This window comes from Pseudomonas protegens, assembly GCF_003363755.1.
Classification (GTDB): Bacteria; Pseudomonadota; Gammaproteobacteria; order Pseudomonadales; family Pseudomonadaceae; genus Aquipseudomonas; species Aquipseudomonas danubii.
On record NZ_CP031396.1, the window covers coordinates 3,046,921 to 3,065,827 of the forward strand.

At 66.0% G+C, this 18,907-nt stretch carries 17 protein-coding genes; 3 read left to right on the plus strand and 14 right to left on the minus strand.

Annotated features, from left to right (window positions below):
- Positions 1–351, minus strand: coding sequence for a RidA family protein (locus DWF74_RS13635; protein ID WP_102862054.1), 351 nt, complete (start codon positions 349–351; stop codon positions 1–3).
- A gap of 21 nt (positions 352–372) precedes the next feature.
- Positions 373–1,614, minus strand: coding sequence for a D-amino acid dehydrogenase (locus DWF74_RS13640; RefSeq protein WP_115581129.1), 1,242 nt, complete (start codon positions 1,612–1,614; stop codon positions 373–375).
- Between the two features lie 106 nt (positions 1,615–1,720).
- On the opposite strand from DWF74_RS13640, the gene DWF74_RS13645 reads away from it, so the two are divergent.
- A complete protein-coding gene (locus DWF74_RS13645; protein WP_115581130.1) occupies positions 1,721–2,626 on the plus strand; it encodes a LysR family transcriptional regulator in 906 nt (301 codons plus the stop codon).
- Here the strand turns inward: DWF74_RS13645 and trhA are convergent.
- Entirely contained in the window at positions 2,621–3,238 is a 618-nt protein-coding gene (gene trhA, locus DWF74_RS13650; protein ID WP_102862057.1) for a PAQR family membrane homeostasis protein TrhA, read from the minus strand. The two genes, DWF74_RS13645 and trhA, sit on opposite strands and share 6 nt — an antisense overlap.
- Positions 3,239–3,393: 155 nt before the next feature.
- Here trhA and DWF74_RS13655 point away from each other — a divergent pair, with 155 nt between their 5' ends.
- Entirely contained in the window at positions 3,394–4,311 is a 918-nt protein-coding gene (locus DWF74_RS13655) for a LysR family transcriptional regulator (RefSeq protein ID WP_115581131.1), read from the plus strand.
- A gap of 126 nt (positions 4,312–4,437) precedes the next feature.
- On the opposite strand, the gene madM is transcribed toward DWF74_RS13655, so the two are convergent.
- The 9 genes from madM to mdcA form a co-directional block, all read right to left on the minus strand.
- Positions 4,438–5,205 (minus strand): malonate transporter subunit MadM, encoded by a 768-nt coding sequence (gene madM, locus DWF74_RS13665; protein WP_016968745.1) that lies wholly within the window; start codon positions 5,203–5,205, stop codon positions 4,438–4,440.
- A 5-nt stretch (positions 5,206–5,210) separates the two neighbouring features.
- The gene (gene madL, locus DWF74_RS13670; RefSeq protein WP_047306475.1) at positions 5,211–5,603 is read right to left on the minus strand and encodes a malonate transporter subunit MadL; all 393 of its coding nucleotides are present in this window, start codon (positions 5,601–5,603) and stop codon (positions 5,211–5,213) included.
- A 67-nt stretch (positions 5,604–5,670) separates the two neighbouring features.
- Positions 5,671–6,606: a malonate decarboxylase subunit epsilon gene (mdcH, locus tag DWF74_RS13675; protein WP_115581132.1), complete on the minus strand. Its 936-nt coding sequence runs from the start codon at positions 6,604–6,606 to the stop codon at positions 5,671–5,673.
- Positions 6,603–7,229, minus strand: a complete 627-nt coding sequence (locus DWF74_RS13680; protein ID WP_102862059.1) for a malonate decarboxylase holo-ACP synthase — start codon at positions 7,227–7,229, stop codon at positions 6,603–6,605. Before DWF74_RS13680 ends, mdcH begins: the two co-directional genes overlap by 4 nt.
- The gene (gene mdcE / locus DWF74_RS13685) at positions 7,226–8,029 is read right to left on the minus strand and encodes a biotin-independent malonate decarboxylase subunit gamma (RefSeq protein WP_115581133.1); all 804 of its coding nucleotides are present in this window, start codon (positions 8,027–8,029) and stop codon (positions 7,226–7,228) included. Before mdcE ends, DWF74_RS13680 begins: the two co-directional genes overlap by 4 nt.
- Positions 8,026–8,877: a biotin-independent malonate decarboxylase subunit beta gene (locus DWF74_RS13690; RefSeq protein WP_115581134.1), complete on the minus strand. Its 852-nt coding sequence runs from the start codon at positions 8,875–8,877 to the stop codon at positions 8,026–8,028. Before DWF74_RS13690 ends, mdcE begins: the two co-directional genes overlap by 4 nt.
- A complete protein-coding gene (locus DWF74_RS13695; RefSeq protein ID WP_102862062.1) occupies positions 8,870–9,169 on the minus strand; it encodes a malonate decarboxylase subunit delta in 300 nt (99 codons plus the stop codon). Before DWF74_RS13695 ends, DWF74_RS13690 begins: the two co-directional genes overlap by 8 nt.
- Positions 9,169–10,044, minus strand: a complete 876-nt coding sequence (locus DWF74_RS13700; RefSeq protein WP_115581135.1) for a triphosphoribosyl-dephospho-CoA synthase — start codon at positions 10,042–10,044, stop codon at positions 9,169–9,171. The genes DWF74_RS13695 and DWF74_RS13700 overlap by 1 nt, the downstream gene beginning before the upstream one ends.
- Positions 10,044–11,720 (minus strand): malonate decarboxylase subunit alpha, encoded by a 1,677-nt coding sequence (mdcA, locus tag DWF74_RS13705; protein ID WP_115581136.1) that lies wholly within the window; start codon positions 11,718–11,720, stop codon positions 10,044–10,046. The genes DWF74_RS13700 and mdcA overlap by 1 nt, the downstream gene beginning before the upstream one ends.
- Positions 11,721–11,913: 193 nt before the next feature.
- Between mdcA and DWF74_RS13710 the strand changes: the two genes are divergently transcribed.
- Entirely contained in the window at positions 11,914–12,474 is a 561-nt protein-coding gene (locus DWF74_RS13710) for an NADAR family protein (RefSeq protein ID WP_110594344.1), read from the plus strand.
- Between the two features lie 73 nt (positions 12,475–12,547).
- Here the strand turns inward: DWF74_RS13710 and DWF74_RS13715 are convergent, their stop codons facing one another.
- Both DWF74_RS13715 and DWF74_RS13720 read right to left on the minus strand, forming a co-directional pair.
- Positions 12,548–12,997, minus strand: coding sequence for a chemotaxis protein CheW (locus tag DWF74_RS13715; RefSeq protein ID WP_102862066.1), 450 nt, complete (start codon positions 12,995–12,997; stop codon positions 12,548–12,550).
- A complete protein-coding gene (locus DWF74_RS13720; protein ID WP_115581137.1) occupies positions 12,990–18,905 on the minus strand; it encodes an Hpt domain-containing protein in 5,916 nt (1,971 codons plus the stop codon). Before DWF74_RS13720 ends, DWF74_RS13715 begins: the two co-directional genes overlap by 8 nt.
- Between the last annotated feature and the right edge of the window lie 2 nt (positions 18,906–18,907).

Sequence of the window (18,907 nt, forward strand, 5' to 3'; positions counted from 1 at the left end):
TCAGCGGCGAGCAGCGATGACGCTGATTTCGACGAGGATCTGCGGGCGCGCCAGGGCCGCCTGCAAGGTCGTGCGCGCCGGCGCCTGCCCGGGGGACAGCCAGGCCGACCAGACTTCGTTCATCACCGCGAAATCGGCCTGGATGTCCTTGAGGTAGATCGTCGCGCTCAAGAGATGATCCTTGTCACTGCCCGCCTCGGCCAGCAAGGCGTCGATCTTCTCCAGGACCTCCCGGGTCTGGCCGCCGATGTCGCTGCTGGCCCCCGGCACCTGGCCGGAAAGGAACACCAGTCCGGCAAAGGTGACGGCACCGCTGAGGCGATGGTTGCTGTGGATACGCTGGATACTCATCTGAAGACTCCTGTTGAACGTTCAGGCGACGCGGGGCGCCAGGCCCTGCATGTCGATGCTGGTGGAACGCTGGCCAATCAGTTCGCCCAGCAGTTGGCCACTGCCACAGGCCAGGGTGAATCCCAGCGCGCCGTGACCAAGGTTGAGCCACAGATTGCGATAAGCGGTGGCGCCGATCAGCGGCACGCCGCTGGGAGTGGCGGGACGCATCCCGGCCCATTCGCTGGCCGCCGCATAATCACCGGCGGCGGCGAAGGTCTGCTCGGCCTGACGCCGCATCAAGGCCAGCCGAGCCGGGTCCGGGGACGGATCGAAGCCGACGATGTCGACCATGGCCGCCACCCGCAACTGCTGGCCGATCCGGGCGTAGACGATCTTGCGGTTGTAGTCGGTGATGCTGATATCCGGCGCGCGGTGCTCAGGACCGATGGGCACGCTGAGGCTATAGCCCTTGAGCGGATACAGGGGCAGCTTGAGCCCGGGCAGGCGCAGCTCGGCGCTGCGGTGACCGGCCGCCAGCACCAGGTGCTCCACCGGTAAGAGCCGGTCGCCCAGATCGATGGCCTGCACCCGGTCGCCCTGGTGATGAATGCCCCGAACCCGCTGGCCCAGGAGAATCTCGCAACGCCCGGAAGCCCGCAGCCGCTCCGCCAACTGCTGGCAGAAGCCATGACAATCGGCCACTTCCTCGTCGGGGGTGTGGATGCCGCCGACAAAGGGCGCGTCGCCCAGGGTCGGTTCCAGCGCCGCGCACTCGGCGGCCGACAACACCTGCTGCTGGCGGCGGTCCGCGAGGTTGTGCCGAGCGTGGTCGAAGCTGCCACGCTCACGAAAGGTCACCAGCTTGCCATTGCGCCGCCAGTCGAAGCCCGCCAAGCCGTCGTCCTCGCGCCAGCTCTGCAACGTGCTCTGGCTGAGCAGCGCCAGGCGCAGCAGATGAGCAGCATTGCGCTGGTTCACCGAATGCCGGCAGGCGCCGAGAAACCCCGCCAACCAACGCCATTGCGCCGGGTCCAGGCGCGGGCGCAGCTTGAGCGGCGAGTCGCCCTTGAGCATCCAGCCCAGGGCCTGCCAAGGCACACCGGCATCGGCCAGGGGCGCTACATAGCGATAGGACAACTGCCCGCCATTGGCGAAGCTGGTCTGGCTGCCGAGGGCATCCTGGGCTTCCACCAGCGTCACTTCCAGGCCCTGGCGAACCAGGGCATAGGCGCTGGCCAGGCCAATGACGCCACCGCCGATGATGCAAACCCGCTGACTCATGACTGTCCCCGACCGCTTGTTGAATGGCGCAAGGTTAGGGGCAGGTGACAGGCGCCGAACAATGAATAAAGATGGACCACCCATAAACAAAGGTTATGGACTGCCCATGCGACTGCGTCACATCGAAATCTTCCAGGCCATTCGCCAGACCGGCTCCATCAGCGGCGCCGCGCAGCTGCTGCACGTCTCCCAGCCGGCAGTGAGCAAGGTCCTGCAGCACGCCGAACTGCAACTGGGTTTTCCGTTGTTCCTGCGGGTACGGGGCAAGTTGCAGCCCACGCCCGAAGCCCTGGAGCTGGAGCGGGAAGTGGACAAGGTCAGCGAAAGCCTGCAAGGGGTCAGGCGGCTGGCGCAGAACCTGCGCCGGGCGCCGGGCCAGAGCCTGCGCATCGGCGCCACCCCGGCCCTGGCCCTGGCACTGCTGCCGCCGGCCATCAGCGAATGGACCCGCCGCTACCCGGACAGCCTGTGCGAACTGTCCAGCGCCCATAGCCGCGAACTGGTGCAGAACCTGCTGATGCGGGAAATCGATGTGGCCCTGACCCTGCAGCGCCCGGACCACCCCGGGCTCTGTGCACAGCCCCTGGCCGAGGGCGTGCTGGTGGCCCTGGCCCCGCAGGAGTACTGGCCGCCCGCCATGCACGGCCAGCCGCTGGCGTTGATGGAATTGGCGGATGCACCACTGATTGGCCTGAGCAGCAGCGACCCGCTGTCGGCCCGGCTCGACAGCTACCTCAAGGCCGTGGAACCGCCGCCGCGGGTCAGCATTGCCGTACAGACCTATTCCCTGGCCCGGGCCATGGTCGAATCCGGCGCCGGGTTGGCGCTGATCGACCCGTTCACCGCCCTGGGCGCGTCAACCGCCAGCACCGCCATCCGCCCCCTGAGCCCGCCGCTGCCCATCACCCTGTACGCCGTGACCCGCGCCGCCGAACCACCGCCCCACACCCTGGCCAGCCTGTTGGAGATCTTCGCCCACCAGGCCCAGGCCCAGCTGGACCACCCCTTATAGGACGTAGAACAGGATGGCGATGAAGTGCAGCAGGCTGCCGGCGATCACGAACAGGTGCCAGATGCCATGGGCATGACGCAGGCGGCTATCCAGGGCAAAGAAGATGATGCCCACGGTGTACAGCACGCCACCCGAGGCCAGCCAGGCAAAACCGGCGGGGCCCAAAGCCGCCAGCAGCGGCTTGACCGCCACCAGCACGATCCAGCCCATGACTGCGTAGATCACGATGGACAGAATTCGCGCCTCGGAACGCGGCTTGATCTCCTGCAGGATGCCAATCAGCGCCAACCCCCAGACAATCCCGAACAGGGTCCAGCCCCAGGGCCCGCGCAGGGTCACCAGGCAGAAGGGGGTGTAGCTGCCGGCAATCAGCAGATAGATGGAAAAGTGATCGACCTTCTGCATGATGCCTTTGGCCCGCCCACGCACGCTGTGGTAGACCGTGGACACGCTGTAGAGCACCAGCAAGGTGAAGGAATAGATCGCCACACCGACGATCTTCCACGGGTCGCCATCGAGGCTGGCCAGCACCACCAGCCAGATCCCACCGACAAACGCGGCGATCGCACCCAGCAAGTGGGTCCAGGCGTTGAATCTTTCTCCGTGATACATCTGTCGCTCACCCTTGAAACATTGAAAAAACACGCAAGGCTCAGGCCTGCAGCTTGAAAGCGCAACATGTCTATTGGGGCACGGCCAATAAAAAACCAGCGGCCACGCCCTGACCCATCGGGCATCATCAGCCCCTCATCAGCCGAGGCCAGTCCATGCTCATCGACGAAGAGTTGACCCTGAAAAAGCTCGAAGTGTTTCTGGCCTTCATGCGCACCGGCAATCTGGCCCGCGCTGCCGCCGAGTTGCAGACCAGCAATGTCAGCGTGCACCGCGCCATCCACTCCCTGGAAAACGCTCTGCGCTGCCCGCTGTTCAAGCATGAGGGGCGCAACCTGACGCCGCTGGAAAGCGCCTTCGTCCTCGAAGAACGCGCCCAGAAGCTGGTCCAGGACGTGGTCGAGAGCGTGCGTTTGACCCGTGAAGCGGCGGGCTTTTCCGCAGAACGTTTCAAACTCGGCGCGCTTTATTCGCTGACGGTGAAAACCGTGCCGCATCTGATCATGGGCCTGAAGCTGCGCCGCAGCGAACTGAACATCGACCTGATCCTGGGCTCCAACATCGACCTGCTGTACAAGCTCAAGAACATGGAAGTGGACGCCATCCTGATTTCCCTGGACGACAGCGTCAACGACCCGGACTGTGAACAACTGCCGCTGTTTTCCGACGATATCTTCCTCGCCACCCCGGCCGATTCGCCCTTCGCCCAGCAGCGTGAAGTGGACCTGGCCGACGTGCGCGATGCCACCTTCATAACCCTGACCCAAGGCTTTGCCACTCATCAGGATGGGGTGCGGGTGTTCAAGCAGGCGGGGTTCGAACCCAAGGTAGCGATGCAGGTCAACGACATCTTCACCTTGCTGAGCATGGTCAGCTCAGGGGTGGGTTACGCGTTGCTGCCGGGGAGGATCGCGGCCGTCTACGAGAACCGCGTGAAACTGATACCGCTGCAGGCGCGCTACCGCCTGCAGCAACATATCGGCGTGGTGTTTCTCAAGGCCAAGGAACGCGACCCGAACCTGTTGGCACTGTTGGCCGAATGCCGGATGTACGCCAATCGGCAAGTCACGTAGGAAGCCGGTTCCTGCCAAAACGCGTCATTGGCAACACCGCAACCCGCCGTAGGAGCTGGCTTGCCAGCGAAGGCGTCCATAAGACCTGTGCACGTCTCAAAGGCCCCTTCGCCGGCAAGCCGGCGCCTACGCGCCCAGCAGGCCACGCATCAGCAGGAACAGCAGCGACGGCCCCAGCAGGCAGCCCAGGGCCGTGTAGAACGCCGCCGTCAGGCAACCATAGGGCACCAGCTTCGGATCGGTGGCCGCCAGGCCCCCGGCGACGCCGCTGGAAGTGCCCATCAAACCGCCGAAGATCACCGCGCTGCGCGGGTTGTTGAGGCCGATCAGCGGTGCCACGAAGGGTGTCATCACCATCACCAGAATCGCCTTGATCAACCCCGCGGCAATCGACAGCGCCATGACCTCGGAGCTGGCGCCGATGGCTGCGCCAGTCACCGGCCCGACGATGTAAGTCACCGCCCCGGCGCCAATGGTGGTCAGGCTCACCGCATCGGTGTAACCAAACGCCATGGCCACCCCCACTCCCGCCACAAAGGACGAGCCAACCCCGACGAACAGCGCCAGCACCCCTACGAATCCGGCGCGCTTGAGCTCCTCGACACTGACACCGAAGGCGGTGGCGACAATCGCGAAGTCCCGCAGCATCGCTCCGCCCAACAAGCCGATGCCCGAGAGCAGCGGGATATCCACCACGCCCTTCTGCCCACCGGTGAAGGCGCCGCCCACGTAGGACAGCACCAGCCCCAGCAAAATGGCGATGGCCGAGCCATGCAGGCGGCCCTTGGTAAAGGTGTTGGAGATCCAGTAGGAGACCCACATGGTGATCCCGATCACTGCAAAACCGCTGATCAGCCCGTAGCCGGTAATGACCTTCATCATCGATTCGTACATGGCCCTTACCCCGCTGTTTTCTGAGCAACGGCCGCATCCGGCGCCTTGTTGCCGATGCGCACCAGCACCGGCACCAGGGCAAAGGCGATCACCACCGCCAGGGTGCCCGCCAGGATCGCCATCGGCCCGCCCTTGAGCGCGCCATACACGTTTTGCTGGGCGGCCATGGCCACCACGATGGGGATGTACACCGCGCCCCAGAACTCCACGCCCTGCTCGGACTTGCCGGCGAACAAGCCGCGCTTGTGCAGGTAGCTGCCCAGGCCGATCAACAGCAGCATGGCAATACCGACGCCGCCGACATTGGCCGGCACGCCGATCAATTTGCCCAGCAGCTCACCGATGAAAATACCCACCAGGGTACAAAAGGCCAGGAAGGCCACACCGTAGATAATCATTGTTGTTGTCCTCAAAGTGCATCGTCGAAGTTGTTGTTCTTGTGCTTCGTCAGCCTGAGTCGGTGCTCTATCGGTCGCGGCTTCCCTCCTCACGCATCAGCGCCTGCAAGGTGTCCAGGCGCGCGCCGTCGAAGGCGATCACCGTCCCCTGGGCAAACACGCGGCGGGCCAACCCGGTGAGTACCGCGCCGGGTGGCAGTTCGATCTGCAGGCGCACCCCGCGCTCGTAGGCGCTTTGCACGGTGCCGCGCCAGTCCACCACCCGGCACATGTTGAACGCCAGGTCATCGCGCACCTGTTCCACCGTGCGCAACGGTCGGGCCCGGCTGCCGCTCAGATAACCCAGGGCGGGCACCTGCAAGGGCACTTCGGCAAAAGCGGCGGCCAGGATCTGGGCCGGTTGTTCCAGCAACGGGCAATGGGACGGCACGCTGACCGCCAGACGCTTGGCCACGCCGACTCCACACCCCCGGGCCAACTCGGCCACGGCATGCATCGCCGCATCGCTGCCGGCGATCACCACTTGGCTGTCGGCGTTGATATTGGCCAGGTACACCGGCGTTTGCGGGCTGTGGACCTGGGCCAGCAACCCCTCCACCTGCGCCAGATCCAGGCCGATCAATGCGGTCATGCCATAGCCCTGCGGATAGGCTTGCTGCATCAACTGGCCACGCAGGCTCACCAGTCGCAACGCATCGGCAAACCCCAAGGCCCCGGCCACCACCGCCGCCGGGTAGGCGCCGATGGACAAGCCCGCCACATAGTCCGCCTTGACCGGCGCTTGCAGCAGGGTCCGGGCACAGGCCACGCCAGCGATCAACAGGCACAACTGCACGGCCCGTGTGCTGGCCAGGGCCTGGGGCGAATCCAGGGTCAGCACATCCTCGCCCAGCACTTCGCTGGCCTCGTCCAGGCAGGCGCGGATTTCAGGGCTTGGCGGCAAACGCTGGAGCATCCCCGGCTGCTGCGCGCCCTGGCCCGGAAACACCAGCAAGCTGCTCATGCCGCCTGCTCCAGCGCGCACCAGGGGTCGCTGACCAAGCGTGCGCCCCCGGCACTCTTGAGCAGCACCCGAGGCGCCGTTCCCGCCCATTCCCGCAGGGCCAGAGCGCCGGCCGGCACCTGCAATTGCAGATCCACCGGGCACTCGGCGCACTCCAGCAGGGCCAGCAACTCGCGGGCCTGAGCCCGGGAAAAAGGTTCCGGCGTGCGCAGGATCAGGTCCAGGTCGCTGTGCTGATGCAGCGCGGCAATCCCACAGGCCAACTCAAAACCGGCGCTGCCGCTGACGCCCCAGACCAGGCCCAGGGCATCCAGCTCGCCGCGTAACTGCTGCAACGCCCGAAGCGCCGGCAATGAGCGCGAGCCGGACATCCGGCACAGCGCCTCGGGATGTACCCCACGCTGCACCGACTCCAACGCCAGCACAGCCGGGTAGCGCTGCTCACGGGTGCGACCGCGCAGGCCGACAGCAATCTGCCCCGGCGCCGTCAGCGCCCGCCGCACCACCACCGGCTGCCCGGCCTCCAGTACGGCAAAGGCCCAATCCGGCGCATCGGCGGCCAACTGCGCCGGGGTCATGCCCCACAGCAAGTCGTGGGGCAGCCAGGGGCCGAGGCCGTTCACCACTGTTCCCGCAGCAATTGGCGAACCCGGCTCGACGCCGCCCGGTTCGACGCCCCCAGACGGCAGCTCAGGTCGACACCTTTGGCCCGCACATCGGCAATCGCCGCCAACAGGCATTCCTCGACGACCGCCAGATCCTCCACTGCCGGCTGTTCAATCTGCCGCACCGATACGCTTTCCCAGAGCAGCCCGAGACTGGCGTAGCTGCCGATGTCATAGGCCATGGGCGGCACGCTGGCGGCCAGGGCTTCCAGTTCCTCGACACTGCGCAGTGTGACCCGCGCCGCCGAGGCCTTGCCCATGGCATGCACCATCACCCCGGGATCGCGCAGGGCGATCAAGCGGTTGGCCTGATAACCGTGGGCCAGAAAGGCTCCGGACATGGCCTTGCCCACCAACAGGGCAATCACCGGGTGCCCGGCCAGCCGCGCCCGGGCGTAGCTGTCGGCCGCCGCCGCGAGGGCCTGATGGATGCCCAGGGCCTCTTCGCGACGGCCATAGGCCTGGCTCGGCACATCGACAATGGCGAGCAGCGCCCGCTTGTGAGGCTGGTCGCAGTCGGCATCGATCAACTCATCCACGGCCTTGACCAGGCCCCAGCCTTCCAGTAATCCAACCTCGCCCTGACGGGCACGGGGAAAGCGATTTTCCGGGTCGGCCACCACGGCGATAAAACGCACCGGCTGCCCCGCCAATTCACCATCGGCCACCCGCAGCGACGGCGGCAGGCCGGCCACCAGCGCGGCGCCGCCACTCAAGGCGTTGAACCAGTTCAAACCCCGCAAAGAACAAGCACTCATGAGCGGTCTCCTTGATACAGATCGCGAACCGTCGCCGCATCGATTTGCGCCGTGGTGTCCAAACGGGCCAGGCGTTGCAGGTACAGATCGGCCTCGCGGCTGCGTTGCCGCTCGGGCAAGCCAAGGGCCAGCAACTCGCGGACCTGGGCCTGGATCTGCGCCACGTCGTCGGCCACGTAACGGTCCACCAGGCCGCTGGCAAAACGCTGCTCGCCGCCGGTCAGGCTCCAGATGAACGGCCGATCCCGGGAGTCGTACTCCTCAAGCCCGGCTTCCTGCTCGATCACTTGCGGGCCGTTGAGCCCCAGGCGCGCTTCCTGGGTGACCACGAGATAACTGCACAGCCCGGCGGCAATCGACATGCCGCCAAAACAGCCGACACTGCCGGCCACCACGCCGACCACCGGCTGGTACTGGCGCAGGTCGACAATCGCCGCATGGATGTCGGCAATCGCCGCCAGCCCGAGGTTGGCTTCCTGCAGGCGCACGCCACCGGTTTCCAGCAGCAGCACGGCACAGGTCGGGATGCCGTTGCGGTTGTCCTCGGCAGCCAGTTCCAGGGCCCCGGCGATCTTCGCCCCGCCCACTTCACCCAGGCTGCCGCCCTGGAACGCGCCTTCGATGGCGGCAATCACCACCGGCAAACCGGCGATGCTGCCCTTGGCGATCACCACGCCGTCGTCGGCCTGGGGCACCACGCCCTGACGCGCCAGCCAGGGCGACATGACCCGCTGGAAAGGGTCCAGCAGCTCGCGAAAACTGCCGGCATCCAGCAAGGCCCGGGCCCGCTGCCGGGCGCCCAGTTCGACGAAGCTGTGCTTGTTCAATAAACGTGCGCTGTCAGTCATGGCCGATCTCCTCGAAGCCCTGTTCCAGGCGCAGGCGCACCACCCCGGGAGTGGCGCCGAAATCATGGATGTCGATCAGCAGCGCCGGCGGCAACTGGCCGTCGAACATGCGCTCGAACAGGTGCTGCCAGCGGGCGGCGCTGCCGTTTACCGAAGTCTGCACCTGGATGGTCAATGTGCCGGGCTGACCCGGCTCCAGCAGCACTTCCAGGTCGCCGGAGCCCACACAGCCCACCAGGGCGCGGCCACGGCCGGGCTGGCCGGCGGGGAATTGAAAAGACAAGGTTTCCATTACAGCGCTCCCTGGATAAAGGCGTCGGCGGATTCAATCCGGTCCAACAGCAGGCTGGCCGCCAGCAAATCAGCAGCACCGCCGGGCGAGGCATTCAAGGTCAACAGTTGCAGGTCCAGCTCATGCAAACGACGACGACCGGCGAGACTGGCGCTGCCACCGGCATCGAGCACCGCCTGGGCGCCCTGCTGCATGGCCTGCAAGCCTTGCTCACCGGCGCGGTACAGCACGCAGGTATCCGCCAGACGGCTCATGATCGCCAGCAAGGCATCGAGTCGGGCGTTCTGTTCGCCATGGCCCTGGGCGCGGCTGCGCTTGAGCTGTGGCAGCCCCCATTGCAGCACCGCGGGGAAGCCTTGCTGGGCTTCTTCCCGAGCACCGCGCACGCCGTAGCGCAGCGCCACCTGGGCGCCATGACTCAAGGGCCGTGGTGCATAGCGATCCTCCAGCAGGGCCAGGCGCGCAGCCCGCAGCGCGACACTGCCGGCACCTGTGGATCGTGGTTCCAGTGCGGCGGCGGCCACCAGCAGGCCCAGGGCCCAGATCGCCCCACGATGGGTATTCACCCCCGCCGTGGTGGCGAGCATGGCCTGTTCGCCTTCGCGGCCGATGCGGCCCAGGGCTTCGCGCAGAGGCAGGCCGACTTCACCGAACGCCAGCGCCGCTTCGGCCATCTCCTTGAAGGCCGGCCACAGGGCCAGGGCCGAAGCGTGCATCAAGCCCAGGTGCAGATCGGTATGGGCACCATTGCCACGGCGGTCCACCAGGGCCGGCTTAGGCGACAGGTCGGCCTCGTCGATCAGCGCGTCCACCGCCAGGTCCGCCAGGCGTTCGGCCAGACTCAGGCTGTTTGATTGCAGGTTGAGTGCGTGCATTACCAGCTCCTGAACTTGGCGGGCGGGTTGTACAAGCCACCGGACCACTGCACCAGATCGGCGACGCTTTTCGCCGCCAGCAGCTCGCGACTGGCGTCGGTCCGGCGGATGCCCAGGTCTTCGGGCAAGGCGATCAGCCCTTCACGGCGCATGCGCGCGGTGTCTTTGGGGTTGTGGCGCAAACCGATGGCGGTCACCCCAGCCACGGCGGCAATCATCGCCTGGCGTTCTTCCAGGGAGCGGGCCTTGTACAGGTAGGCGATGCCTTCCTCGGTGAGCAGGTGAGTGACGTCGTCGCCGTAGATCATGATCGGCGCCAGGGGCATGCCGCTCTTGCGCGCCACCTCCACGGCATCCAGGGTCTCGACAAAGGTCGGTTTGCCGCCTTCCTGGAAGGTTTCCACCATCTGCACCACCAGCTTCTTGCCGCGTTCGAGCATGGCCTGGGGTGCATCGCTCTGATCCTGGCGCATATCGAGCCAGGCCGGAGTGCCGTGGCGCCGCCCGCGTGGGTCGTGGCCCATGTTCGGTGCGCCGCCGAAACCAGCCAGGCGGCCGCGGGTCACGGTGGAAGAGTGACCGTCGCCGTCCACCTGCAAGGTGGCGCCGATAAACAGGTCCACCGCGTATTGCCCGGCCAGCTGACAGAACATCCGGTTGGACCGCAGCGAGCCGTCGCGGCCGGTGAAGAACACGTCCGGACGCGCGGCGATGTAGTTCTCCATGCCCAGTTCGGTGCCGAAGCAATGCACGCTTTCCACCCAGCCGCTTTCAATGGCCGGGATCAGGGTCGGGTGAGGATTGAGGGTCCAGTTGCGGCAGATCTTGCCCTTGAGCCCCAGGGACTCGCCGTAGGTCGGCAGGATCAGCTCGATGGCCGCGGTGTTGAAACCGATGCCGTGGTTCAGCGACTGCACCTTGTGTTTTTCGTAGATGCCGCGGATCGCCATCATCGCCATCAGCACGTGCACCGGCTTGATATGCCGTGGATCGCGGGTGAACAGCGGTTCGATGTAGAACGGCTTGTCGGCCACCACCACGAAGTCGACCCAGGAGGCGGGGATGTCGACCCGGGGCAGCTCGCTGACGTCATCCACCAACTGGTTGACCTGGACGATGACAATGCCGTCGCTGAAGGCCGCCGGCTCGATCAGTGCCGGGGTGTCCTCGGTGCTGGGGCCGGTGTAGATGTTGCCGGCGCGGTCGGCCATGAAGCCGGCGGACAGCACCACATTGGGGATCAGGTCCACCACCAGCCGCGCATAGAGTTCGATGTAGGTATGAATGGCGCCGATTTCCAGCAGCCCGTCTTCCAGCAACTGGCTGATGCGCAGGCTCTGGGTGCCGGCGAAGGAGAAGTCCAGCTTGCGGGCGATGCCGCGCTCGAACAGGTCCAGGTGCTCGGAACGACCGACGCTGGGCATGATCATGTGCAGGTCATGCAGCTTGGCCGGGTCGGCCTTGGCCAGGGCGCGGGAGAGAAAGTCCGCCTGCTTCTGGTTGTTGCCTTCCAGCACCACCCGGTCGCCGGGCAGGATCAGGGCTTCCAGGGCGGCGACGATCTTGTCGCTCGGCAACACCACGCCATCGGCGATGGCCCGCACCTGCTCGAGGCGCCGCTGCTTTTCGCTGCGCCGCCGCGACCAGCGCGCGTCGGGGGAAATTATTGTTGTCATGCTCACTCCACGGGTTCGCTGTCGTGGCAGTCACCATAGGAGTGAAACCTGGGGTCATCAATCAAGCCCGGCGTTGGATAGTTACGCTGAGCGTAACGATTGCCAAGCCAATGGCGCCGTTTCTCGCTCTCGGTACACAATGCCCACCGGACCGGCCAGCCAATGGCCTGAGCAGACAACAATGAGAGTCAGCATGGACACACCGATTCGCTCGAACCAGGCGTTGCTGGAACAGATCAAGCACGGCCTGAAGCCCGACTATCTGATGTTCTGGGGGCACCAGCCGACCCGGGACGGGCGCCCTTCCCCGAGTTGCTTCAGCCAGTGGTTTGCCGCCGGTTTCGAGATCGAGGGCATCCACTATCCCAGCGCCGAGCACTTCATGATGGCCGGCAAGGCCCTGCTGTTCGACGACCGGGAAACCCACGGGCGCATCCTCAAGGCCGTGACGCCCGCCGATGTGAAGCAACTGGGCCGTGAGGTTCGTGGTTTCGATGACACGCAATGGCAAGCGGCGCGCTTCGACATCGTGGTCCAGGGCAACCTGGCCAAGTTCAGCCAGCACTCGGCCCTGGGCGAGTACTTGCTGTCCACCCGGGACCAGGTGCTGGTGGAAGCCAGCCCGGTGGACCGGATCTGGGGCATTGGCCTGGCCGCCGAGGACGCCAAGGCCAGCCGGCCGGAGCAATGGCGCGGCCTGAACCTGCTGGGCTATGCGCTGATGGAAGTGCGGGACAGGTTGCGTACTGCCTGAGGCGCTGCTTTCGCTGGCAAGCCCGCGCCTACAGGCGGTTTTGTGCAGGAGCCGGCTTGCCGGCGAAGCGGCCCTAAAGCCCCCCCACCAGCAACTCTTCCAGCGCCAGCAGATCCGGCACCTTGGCCACCAGCTCGGCCACCTGCACCGCGGCTTTTTCCAGGGGGGCCAGGGGCACGTCGACATAGCTCAGTTGGCTGTCGAGCTTGCAAGAGCGGGGAATGCCCTGCACCAGCAAGGCGATGAACTTCAGTTCCGGGCGCCCGCCCAGGGCATTGAGCACCACGATGCGAGCCCGCTCGCCGATCACCGTCTTGTTGCCACAGGCCGATTCGAAACTGATCAACGGAATCCGCCGCTCGCGCCAGAGCACCTGGCCCAGGTACCAGGGTGGCGAGTCCAGGTCGAAGGCGCCCTGCTGGTAGTCGATCAACTCGGCCACCGCCACGTTCGGCAAGATCAGGGTGCGGTCAGCCAGGGGCAACAACAGACCGGTGAGGGTGCTGGAGCGGTGATCAAGCATGGTTCTTGCTCCACAGGGCGATGCTTTCCAGCAACACCGACTCTTGATAAGGCTTGCCGAGGTAGTCGTTGACCCCAATGGCCATGGCCCGATCGCGGTGTTTCTGGCCGGTACGGGAGGTGATCATGATGATCGGCAAGTGCTGCAGACGGGGATCGTTACGCACCTGGATCGCCACTTCGAAGCCGTCCATGCGCGGCATCTCGATATCCAGCAGCATCAGGTCCGGGGTGTGCTCGGCCAGCACGGCCATGGCATCGACTCCGTCCTTGGCAGTGAGCACGTTCATGCCGTGGCGCTCCAGCAAGCGGCTGGTGACCTTGCGCACGGTGACCGAGTCATCCACCACCAGCACCAGCATCGGCCGTGGCGGCTCCACCTCGCTGAGTGCTTCTTCCCCGACCGGACGCGGCACGGGCGCTTGCAACTGCTGTGCGCGGATATGCGCCAGCAGGTCGAGAATCAGCACCACCCGGCCATCGCCGAGAATGGTCGCACCGGACAGGCCCTGCACCGCCGCGAACTGCGGGCCCAGGCTCTTGACCACGATCTCCCGGGTGCCGGCCGTGGTGTCCACCTGCACCGCGATACGCTGCTCGTTGCAGTGCACCAGCAGCACCGGCAACGGCAGCACCTGGCCCAGGAGTTTGGGCCGCGGCACGGTGTGCAGCAGCTCCCCCAGGTAGCACAGGTCATAGCGCTGGCCGGCGTATTCATAGCGCGGCGGGTCGAGTTGGTAATAGGCGTCCAGCTCACCCGGCAGCACCCGGACGATGCCTTCCACGGTGTTCAGCGGGATGGCGTACTGCTCGTCGGCGCACTGCACCATCAATGCCCGGTTGACCGAGACGGTGAATGGCAAACGGATACGAAAATGCACCCCCTGCCCAGCCACCGAATCAATGCTCATGCTGCCGCCCAGTTGGCGTACTTCTTCATGGACCACGTCCATGCCGACGCCGCGCCCGGAGATCTGGGTGATCTTCTCGGCGGTGGAAAAGCCCGGCTGCATGATGAACTGCAGCACCTCGCGGTCGCTGATGGGGGCTTGCGGGTCCAGCAGGCCGCGCTTGATGGCCTTGTTGCGCACCGCCTCCAGGGGCACTCCGGCACCGTCGTCGCGCATGTCGAAGATGATGTCGCCGCCCTCGCGGGACAGGTCGAGGGTGATCCGCCCCTGTCGCGGCTTGCCGGCGGCCAGCCGCGCCTCGACGGATTCCAGGCCGTGGTCCACGGCGTTGCGCAGCATGTGCTCCAGGGGCGCGACCATGCGTTCGAGCACGTTGCGGTCCATTTCCCCCTCGGCATTGCCCACCACGAATTCCACGTCCTTGCCCAGCTCTTCGGCCACTTGGCGCACGATGCGCTTGAGCCTTGGCACCATGCGTTCGAAAGGCACCATGCGGGTGCGCATCAGGCCTTCTTGCAACTCGGTGTTGATGCGCCCCTGCTGCTGCAACAGGTTCTCGGCGTCATGGTTGCGCCGGTCGAGGGTTTCCTTGAGGTCCAGCAGGTCCGAGGCCGATTCGAACAGGGCCCGGGACAGCTGCTGCAACTGCGAGTGTCGATCCATTTCCAGGGGGTCGAACTCTTCGTAGCCCAGGCGCTCGGCCTCCACCTGCTGGCGGCTGAGAATCCGTCCCTGGGTCTCGGTGTCCAGGCGGCGCAGCTGGTCACGCATCCGCTCGATGGTGGTTTCCATCTCGCCGAGGGCCACCCGGGCATCGTTGACCTGTTGTTCGATGCGGCCACGAAAGATCGACGTCTCCCCGGCCAGGTTCACCAGGTCGTCCAGCAACTCCGCCGATACCTTGACCATGTCCCCGGCTGCCGCCGCTTCTGGAGCGGGTGCAACAGGCTCGGGCTTGCTCGCCGGTAGCGGGGTTGGCACCCCAGACGTGGACGGCACACGGGGATGACTCAGGTCGTGGATGGCGTCGATGAGTTTCTGCGCCGCCTCGATGGGCTGGCCAGCCCGGGCTGCGTCGAGCATCTGCGCCAGACGGTCGTGACTTTTCTGCAACAGGGTGAACAGCGCCGGGCTGGGTTGCAGCAGGCCGGCGGACAGGCCTTCGAAGAGAAACTCCAGCTCGTGGGCCAGATCGCCGATGGGAGCAATCTCCACCATCCGCGCACCGCCCTTGAGGGTGTGCAGGTCCCGCAGCAGGGTTTCCACTTCCTGGCGGGCCTGGGGGTCGGCCTGCCAGCGCCCCAGGGCCGCGGCGGAGCTGTCGATGATGTCGAAGCCCTCTTCGAGGAAGATCTCCAGCAGCTCCGGGTCCTGGGCGGCACTGTCTTCCTGCGCCGCGCTCGGCACCGGCTCCGCAGGACTTGCGGCCTGCTGCCGGTAGGCCCGCACGGCATCGACCTGGGCCCGGGACTCGTCCAGCGGCCGTTGCCCCTGCAATTGTTCCAGCAGCAGCGCCAACTGCTCATGGCTGCTGCGCAATAGCAGGCCCAGGTGCTGACTGTGGCTGTAGCGCCGGTCCACCAGCCCCTCGTACAGCGACTCCAGCTCATGGGCCAGTTCCGCCACCGGGGCCACTTCGGCCATGCGCGCACCGCCCTTGAGGGTATGCATGTCCCGCTGCAGGGACGACAGCGGTGCAGCATTTTCAGGATCGGCCAGCCAGCGCTGCAAGGCCTGGTCGGCGCTTTCGAGGATATCCACCGCTTCTTCGAGGAAGATCTCGACGATCTCGTCATCGGCTTGCAGAGGATCTGCAACCTGCTCCAGGCCAGCGGTGGCCGCCCCCAGTTCACTGATACTCAGGACACGGCTGCCGTCGCTTCTGATCAAGCCGGTGGCGGACGGGTCGAGGCCCTGGTGCAACAGTTCGCGCAGGGCCTCGACCCGCTCCGGCCGCGGGCTGACTTCCTGGCCCGCCGCCAGCTCGTCGAGCATGTTGATCAGGGCTTCATGGGCGCTTTCGGCTTCATTGAAGAAGCCCTCGCTGACCGCCAGGCTGCTTTCCTCCACGGCGCCATAGAGATCGAGCAGGGCCTCGCACAGCTCATCCACCGGATGCAGGTCGGCCAGGTGAGCGCCTTCGCCAAGGGTGGTCAACTCGTCCAGCAAGGCGCTGAGCTCCTGGCGCTCGCCGGGATGCTGCTGCCAACGCCGCAACAGGCTTTCGGCATCCAGCAGGATGTCCATGCCCTGGGCCAGGAAGTTGTTGATCAGTTGCGGATCGCGCTTGGCCCGAGGGGCACTGTCCGGGGCGTTGAGCAAGGCTTCCAGCCGCTCCCCCAGCAGCACCAGGACGCGGCCGACCAATGAGCGGGCACCATCGATGGGCGCCAGCGGATCACTGTCCAGCTGCCGCAAGCCACGGCGCAGCAGGCCTTCGGCCTCCAGCAGCAGTTCCACTTCGTCCAGGTCCAGGGGAATCAGGTGCGCCCGGTACTCCCGGGCCAATTGGTCGAAGGGCCCGGCCAGCTCGGCGATGGGCAGCACTCCGGCCATGGAGGCGCTGCCCTTGAGGGTGTGCAGGGCACGTTGCAGTGCGTCGCTGGCCTGCAACGGCACGTGCTCGGCGGCCTGATCGAGAAAACGCTGGATGCTGTCCAGGTGAGTCTGGGCTTCGGCACGGAAGATTTCCAGCAACTGCGGGTCGAGGGCGTGGTCGTCCGGCGCCACGCTGGCAGGCTCCTCGGCGCCCTTGGCCAGGGCATGGGCACGCGCCGCCAGGCGATCGACATCATCGCGCTGACGCTGACCCTGGACGGCGAATTCGGCGATCAGCTCAGGCAACAGCTCCAGCGTGTCCGCCACCAGCTGCAGGACCTCGGGGCCGGGGGCCACGCTGTGTTCCAGCACCCGATTGAGGAGGTTCTCCACCGCCCAGGCCAACTCCCCCAGCACCAGCGCGCGCACCATGCGGCCGCTGCCCTTGAGGGTATGAAAGGCCCGCCGCAGCTCACTCAGGGCGGACGTGCCCTGGGGGTCGGCCGCCCAGCGCGGCAAGTACTCGCGAAGCATTTCCAGCACTTCCTCGGTTTCTTCGAGGAACACTTCCCGCAGTTCGTCGTCCACGGGCTCCTCGTCCCGAGGGGGCGGCAGCAGGCTGCCCGGGGTGATCAGGGCCGGCGGGTTGAGGGCCGATACCGGCAGCGCCAGCGCATCCGCCAGGGACTGCGCCACCTGGGGATCATCCTGCGCCTGCAGGTCCTGCGCCACTTGGGCCTGGTTGGGACTCAGGGGCTGATCCAGCAACGGCACCTGTTCCACCGGTACATAGCCGAGGGCGGCCAGGCCTTGCTCGGCAACGTCGAGGATCTTTTCGCCCGGGGCTTCATGGTCCTCGCTCAAGCGCTCCAGGTAGTACTCCAGGCTGGTGATCACGTCAGCCAGATGGTCCAGTTGCTGCCAGGCCGGCCTGGGTTGCGCCAGCAGCAGATGCTCGACGATGAACTGGTTGCAGGCCTCCATCAGGCTGGCGGCGCGGGGCAGCGGAATCATCGCCAGGGCACCGCGCACCTGGGTCAGCAGCTCTGGCAGCGAAACCAGTAGCTCGCGCTCCCAGTCACCTTCGATGCACTCGATGATCAGGTCCTTGGCCTGCTGCAGGCAGAGCCGTGCCTCCCTGATCACCAGTTGGTGGATCTGGGTCAGGTCGGTGGTGGGCAGGCGGCTTTCTTCGCGACTCTCCGGCTCCACAGTACCGACCATGCCGGCCAGGGTCGCCTCGACATACAACAGGGCACCGGCCACATCCATCAACACCGCGTCGTCCGGCGCCCGCTGGCCCTGAGCCAGACTCTGCACCACCGCCAACTGGTCGATGATCACCTTGCGCGGCTGGCCGAACCCCAGCACCGCCAGGGTGTCGGCGATCTGCCGCAGCGGCGACAGCAGGCTGTCCAGGTCGCCGGCATGCTGGCGATCGCTGCGCACGAACAGGTCGAGGCGCTCCTTGACCCGCACCAGGCCGTCGCACACGGCCGCCAGCACCGAACGCATGGCATCGCGATCGGGGCCGGCCATGCGGGCCCGCTCCTCATCGACCACCGCGCTGTCGGGCAAGGCATCGTCCAGTCCGTAACGTTCTTTCATGGTCAGCATCAATGGAGTGGGATGGCGCGCCTTGGCGATGTAGAACAACAGGCTCTTGAGCAACTCGGCGGGCGCCGCCTGGTTGATGCCGGGCATGCCCTGCTCCAGGAGCCGCTTGAGTTCCTTGTCGGCGTCCTTGAGCAGGCTGCGCACCGCCGGGCTGTTGGCGATTTCGTTCTGGCGCATGCCTTCCACCAGGGCCGAGGCGATATGCCACAAGGGCGCCAGCGGTGCATCCTGGCACAGGGCCTCCAGGCGCTCGAAGACCTTGGCCATGTGGCCCAGGCAAATGTCGGCGTCCTGCTCACGCAGCAGGTCCACCAGCGCGGTCTGCAGCATGTGTCGCAGCTTGCGCAACTGGGTCGGGAATTCCAGGGGTTCCAGGGCTGCCAGGGCCTTGTCGGAAAGAGGCGGCAGGCTGGGCAATTGCGGGCTGAACAGGCTGGTTTCCGAAAGCAGGCTTTCACCCCGGGCGCTGCGCAGGTCGTTGAGCAGTGGCAACACCACCAACGGCAGGTCGCGCCGGGCGCTCTGCACCCGGTCCAGGTACTGGGGCAACTGGCTGATGGCCTGGCGCAGCAGGCGCAGGGCTTCGTCACGCTGGGCCACCCGCTGTTGCTGCAGGGCCAGGGCGAGTTTCTCCATCTCCTCGGCCAACAGCGCGGCGCCGTAGAACTCCACCATCTGCAGGCTGCCATGGACCTGATGAATCCCCTCCAGGCACTGGTCGAGGGCGTCCAAGGCCTGGGGATCGTCCGCCAGGTGCTCCAGTGCCTGATAGGCCTGCTTCAAGGTCTCGGCAATTTCGCCCTTGACCCATTCCAGGGCCACATAGTCATGCCGGTCAACCATAA

Excerpts from the sequence above, each read along its gene's own strand:
- DWF74_RS13635 (WP_102862054.1), bottom strand. The coding sequence starts at position 351 with ATGAGTATCCAGCGTATCCACAGCAACCATCGCCTCAGCGGTGCCGTC.
- DWF74_RS13690 (WP_115581134.1), bottom strand. The coding sequence starts at position 8,877 with ATGACTGACAGCGCACGTTTATTGAACAAGCACAGCTTCGTCGAACTG.
- madM (WP_016968745.1), bottom strand. The coding sequence starts at position 5,205 with ATGTACGAATCGATGATGAAGGTCATTACCGGCTACGGGCTGATCAGC.
- mdcH (WP_115581132.1), bottom strand. The coding sequence starts at position 6,606 with ATGAGCAGCTTGCTGGTGTTTCCGGGCCAGGGCGCGCAGCAGCCGGGG.
- DWF74_RS13700 (WP_115581135.1), bottom strand. The coding sequence starts at position 10,044 with ATGCACGCACTCAACCTGCAATCAAACAGCCTGAGTCTGGCCGAACGC.
- DWF74_RS13655 (WP_115581131.1), top strand. The coding sequence starts at position 3,394 with ATGCTCATCGACGAAGAGTTGACCCTGAAAAAGCTCGAAGTGTTTCTG.
- trhA (WP_102862057.1), bottom strand. The coding sequence starts at position 3,238 with ATGTATCACGGAGAAAGATTCAACGCCTGGACCCACTTGCTGGGTGCG.
- mdcA (WP_115581136.1), bottom strand. The coding sequence starts at position 11,720 with ATGACAACAATAATTTCCCCCGACGCGCGCTGGTCGCGGCGGCGCAGC.
- DWF74_RS13645 (WP_115581130.1), top strand. The coding sequence starts at position 1,721 with ATGCGACTGCGTCACATCGAAATCTTCCAGGCCATTCGCCAGACCGGC.
- madL (WP_047306475.1), bottom strand. The coding sequence starts at position 5,603 with ATGATTATCTACGGTGTGGCCTTCCTGGCCTTTTGTACCCTGGTGGGT.
- DWF74_RS13720 (WP_115581137.1), bottom strand. The coding sequence starts at position 18,905 with ATGGTTGACCGGCATGACTATGTGGCCCTGGAATGGGTCAAGGGCGAA.
- DWF74_RS13695 (WP_102862062.1), bottom strand. The coding sequence starts at position 9,169 with ATGGAAACCTTGTCTTTTCAATTCCCCGCCGGCCAGCCCGGCCGTGGC.
- DWF74_RS13715 (WP_102862066.1), bottom strand. The coding sequence starts at position 12,997 with ATGCTTGATCACCGCTCCAGCACCCTCACCGGTCTGTTGTTGCCCCTG.
- mdcE (WP_115581133.1), bottom strand. The coding sequence starts at position 8,029 with ATGAGTGCTTGTTCTTTGCGGGGTTTGAACTGGTTCAACGCCTTGAGT.
- DWF74_RS13640 (WP_115581129.1), bottom strand. The coding sequence starts at position 1,614 with ATGAGTCAGCGGGTTTGCATCATCGGCGGTGGCGTCATTGGCCTGGCC.
- DWF74_RS13710 (WP_110594344.1), top strand. The coding sequence starts at position 11,914 with ATGGACACACCGATTCGCTCGAACCAGGCGTTGCTGGAACAGATCAAG.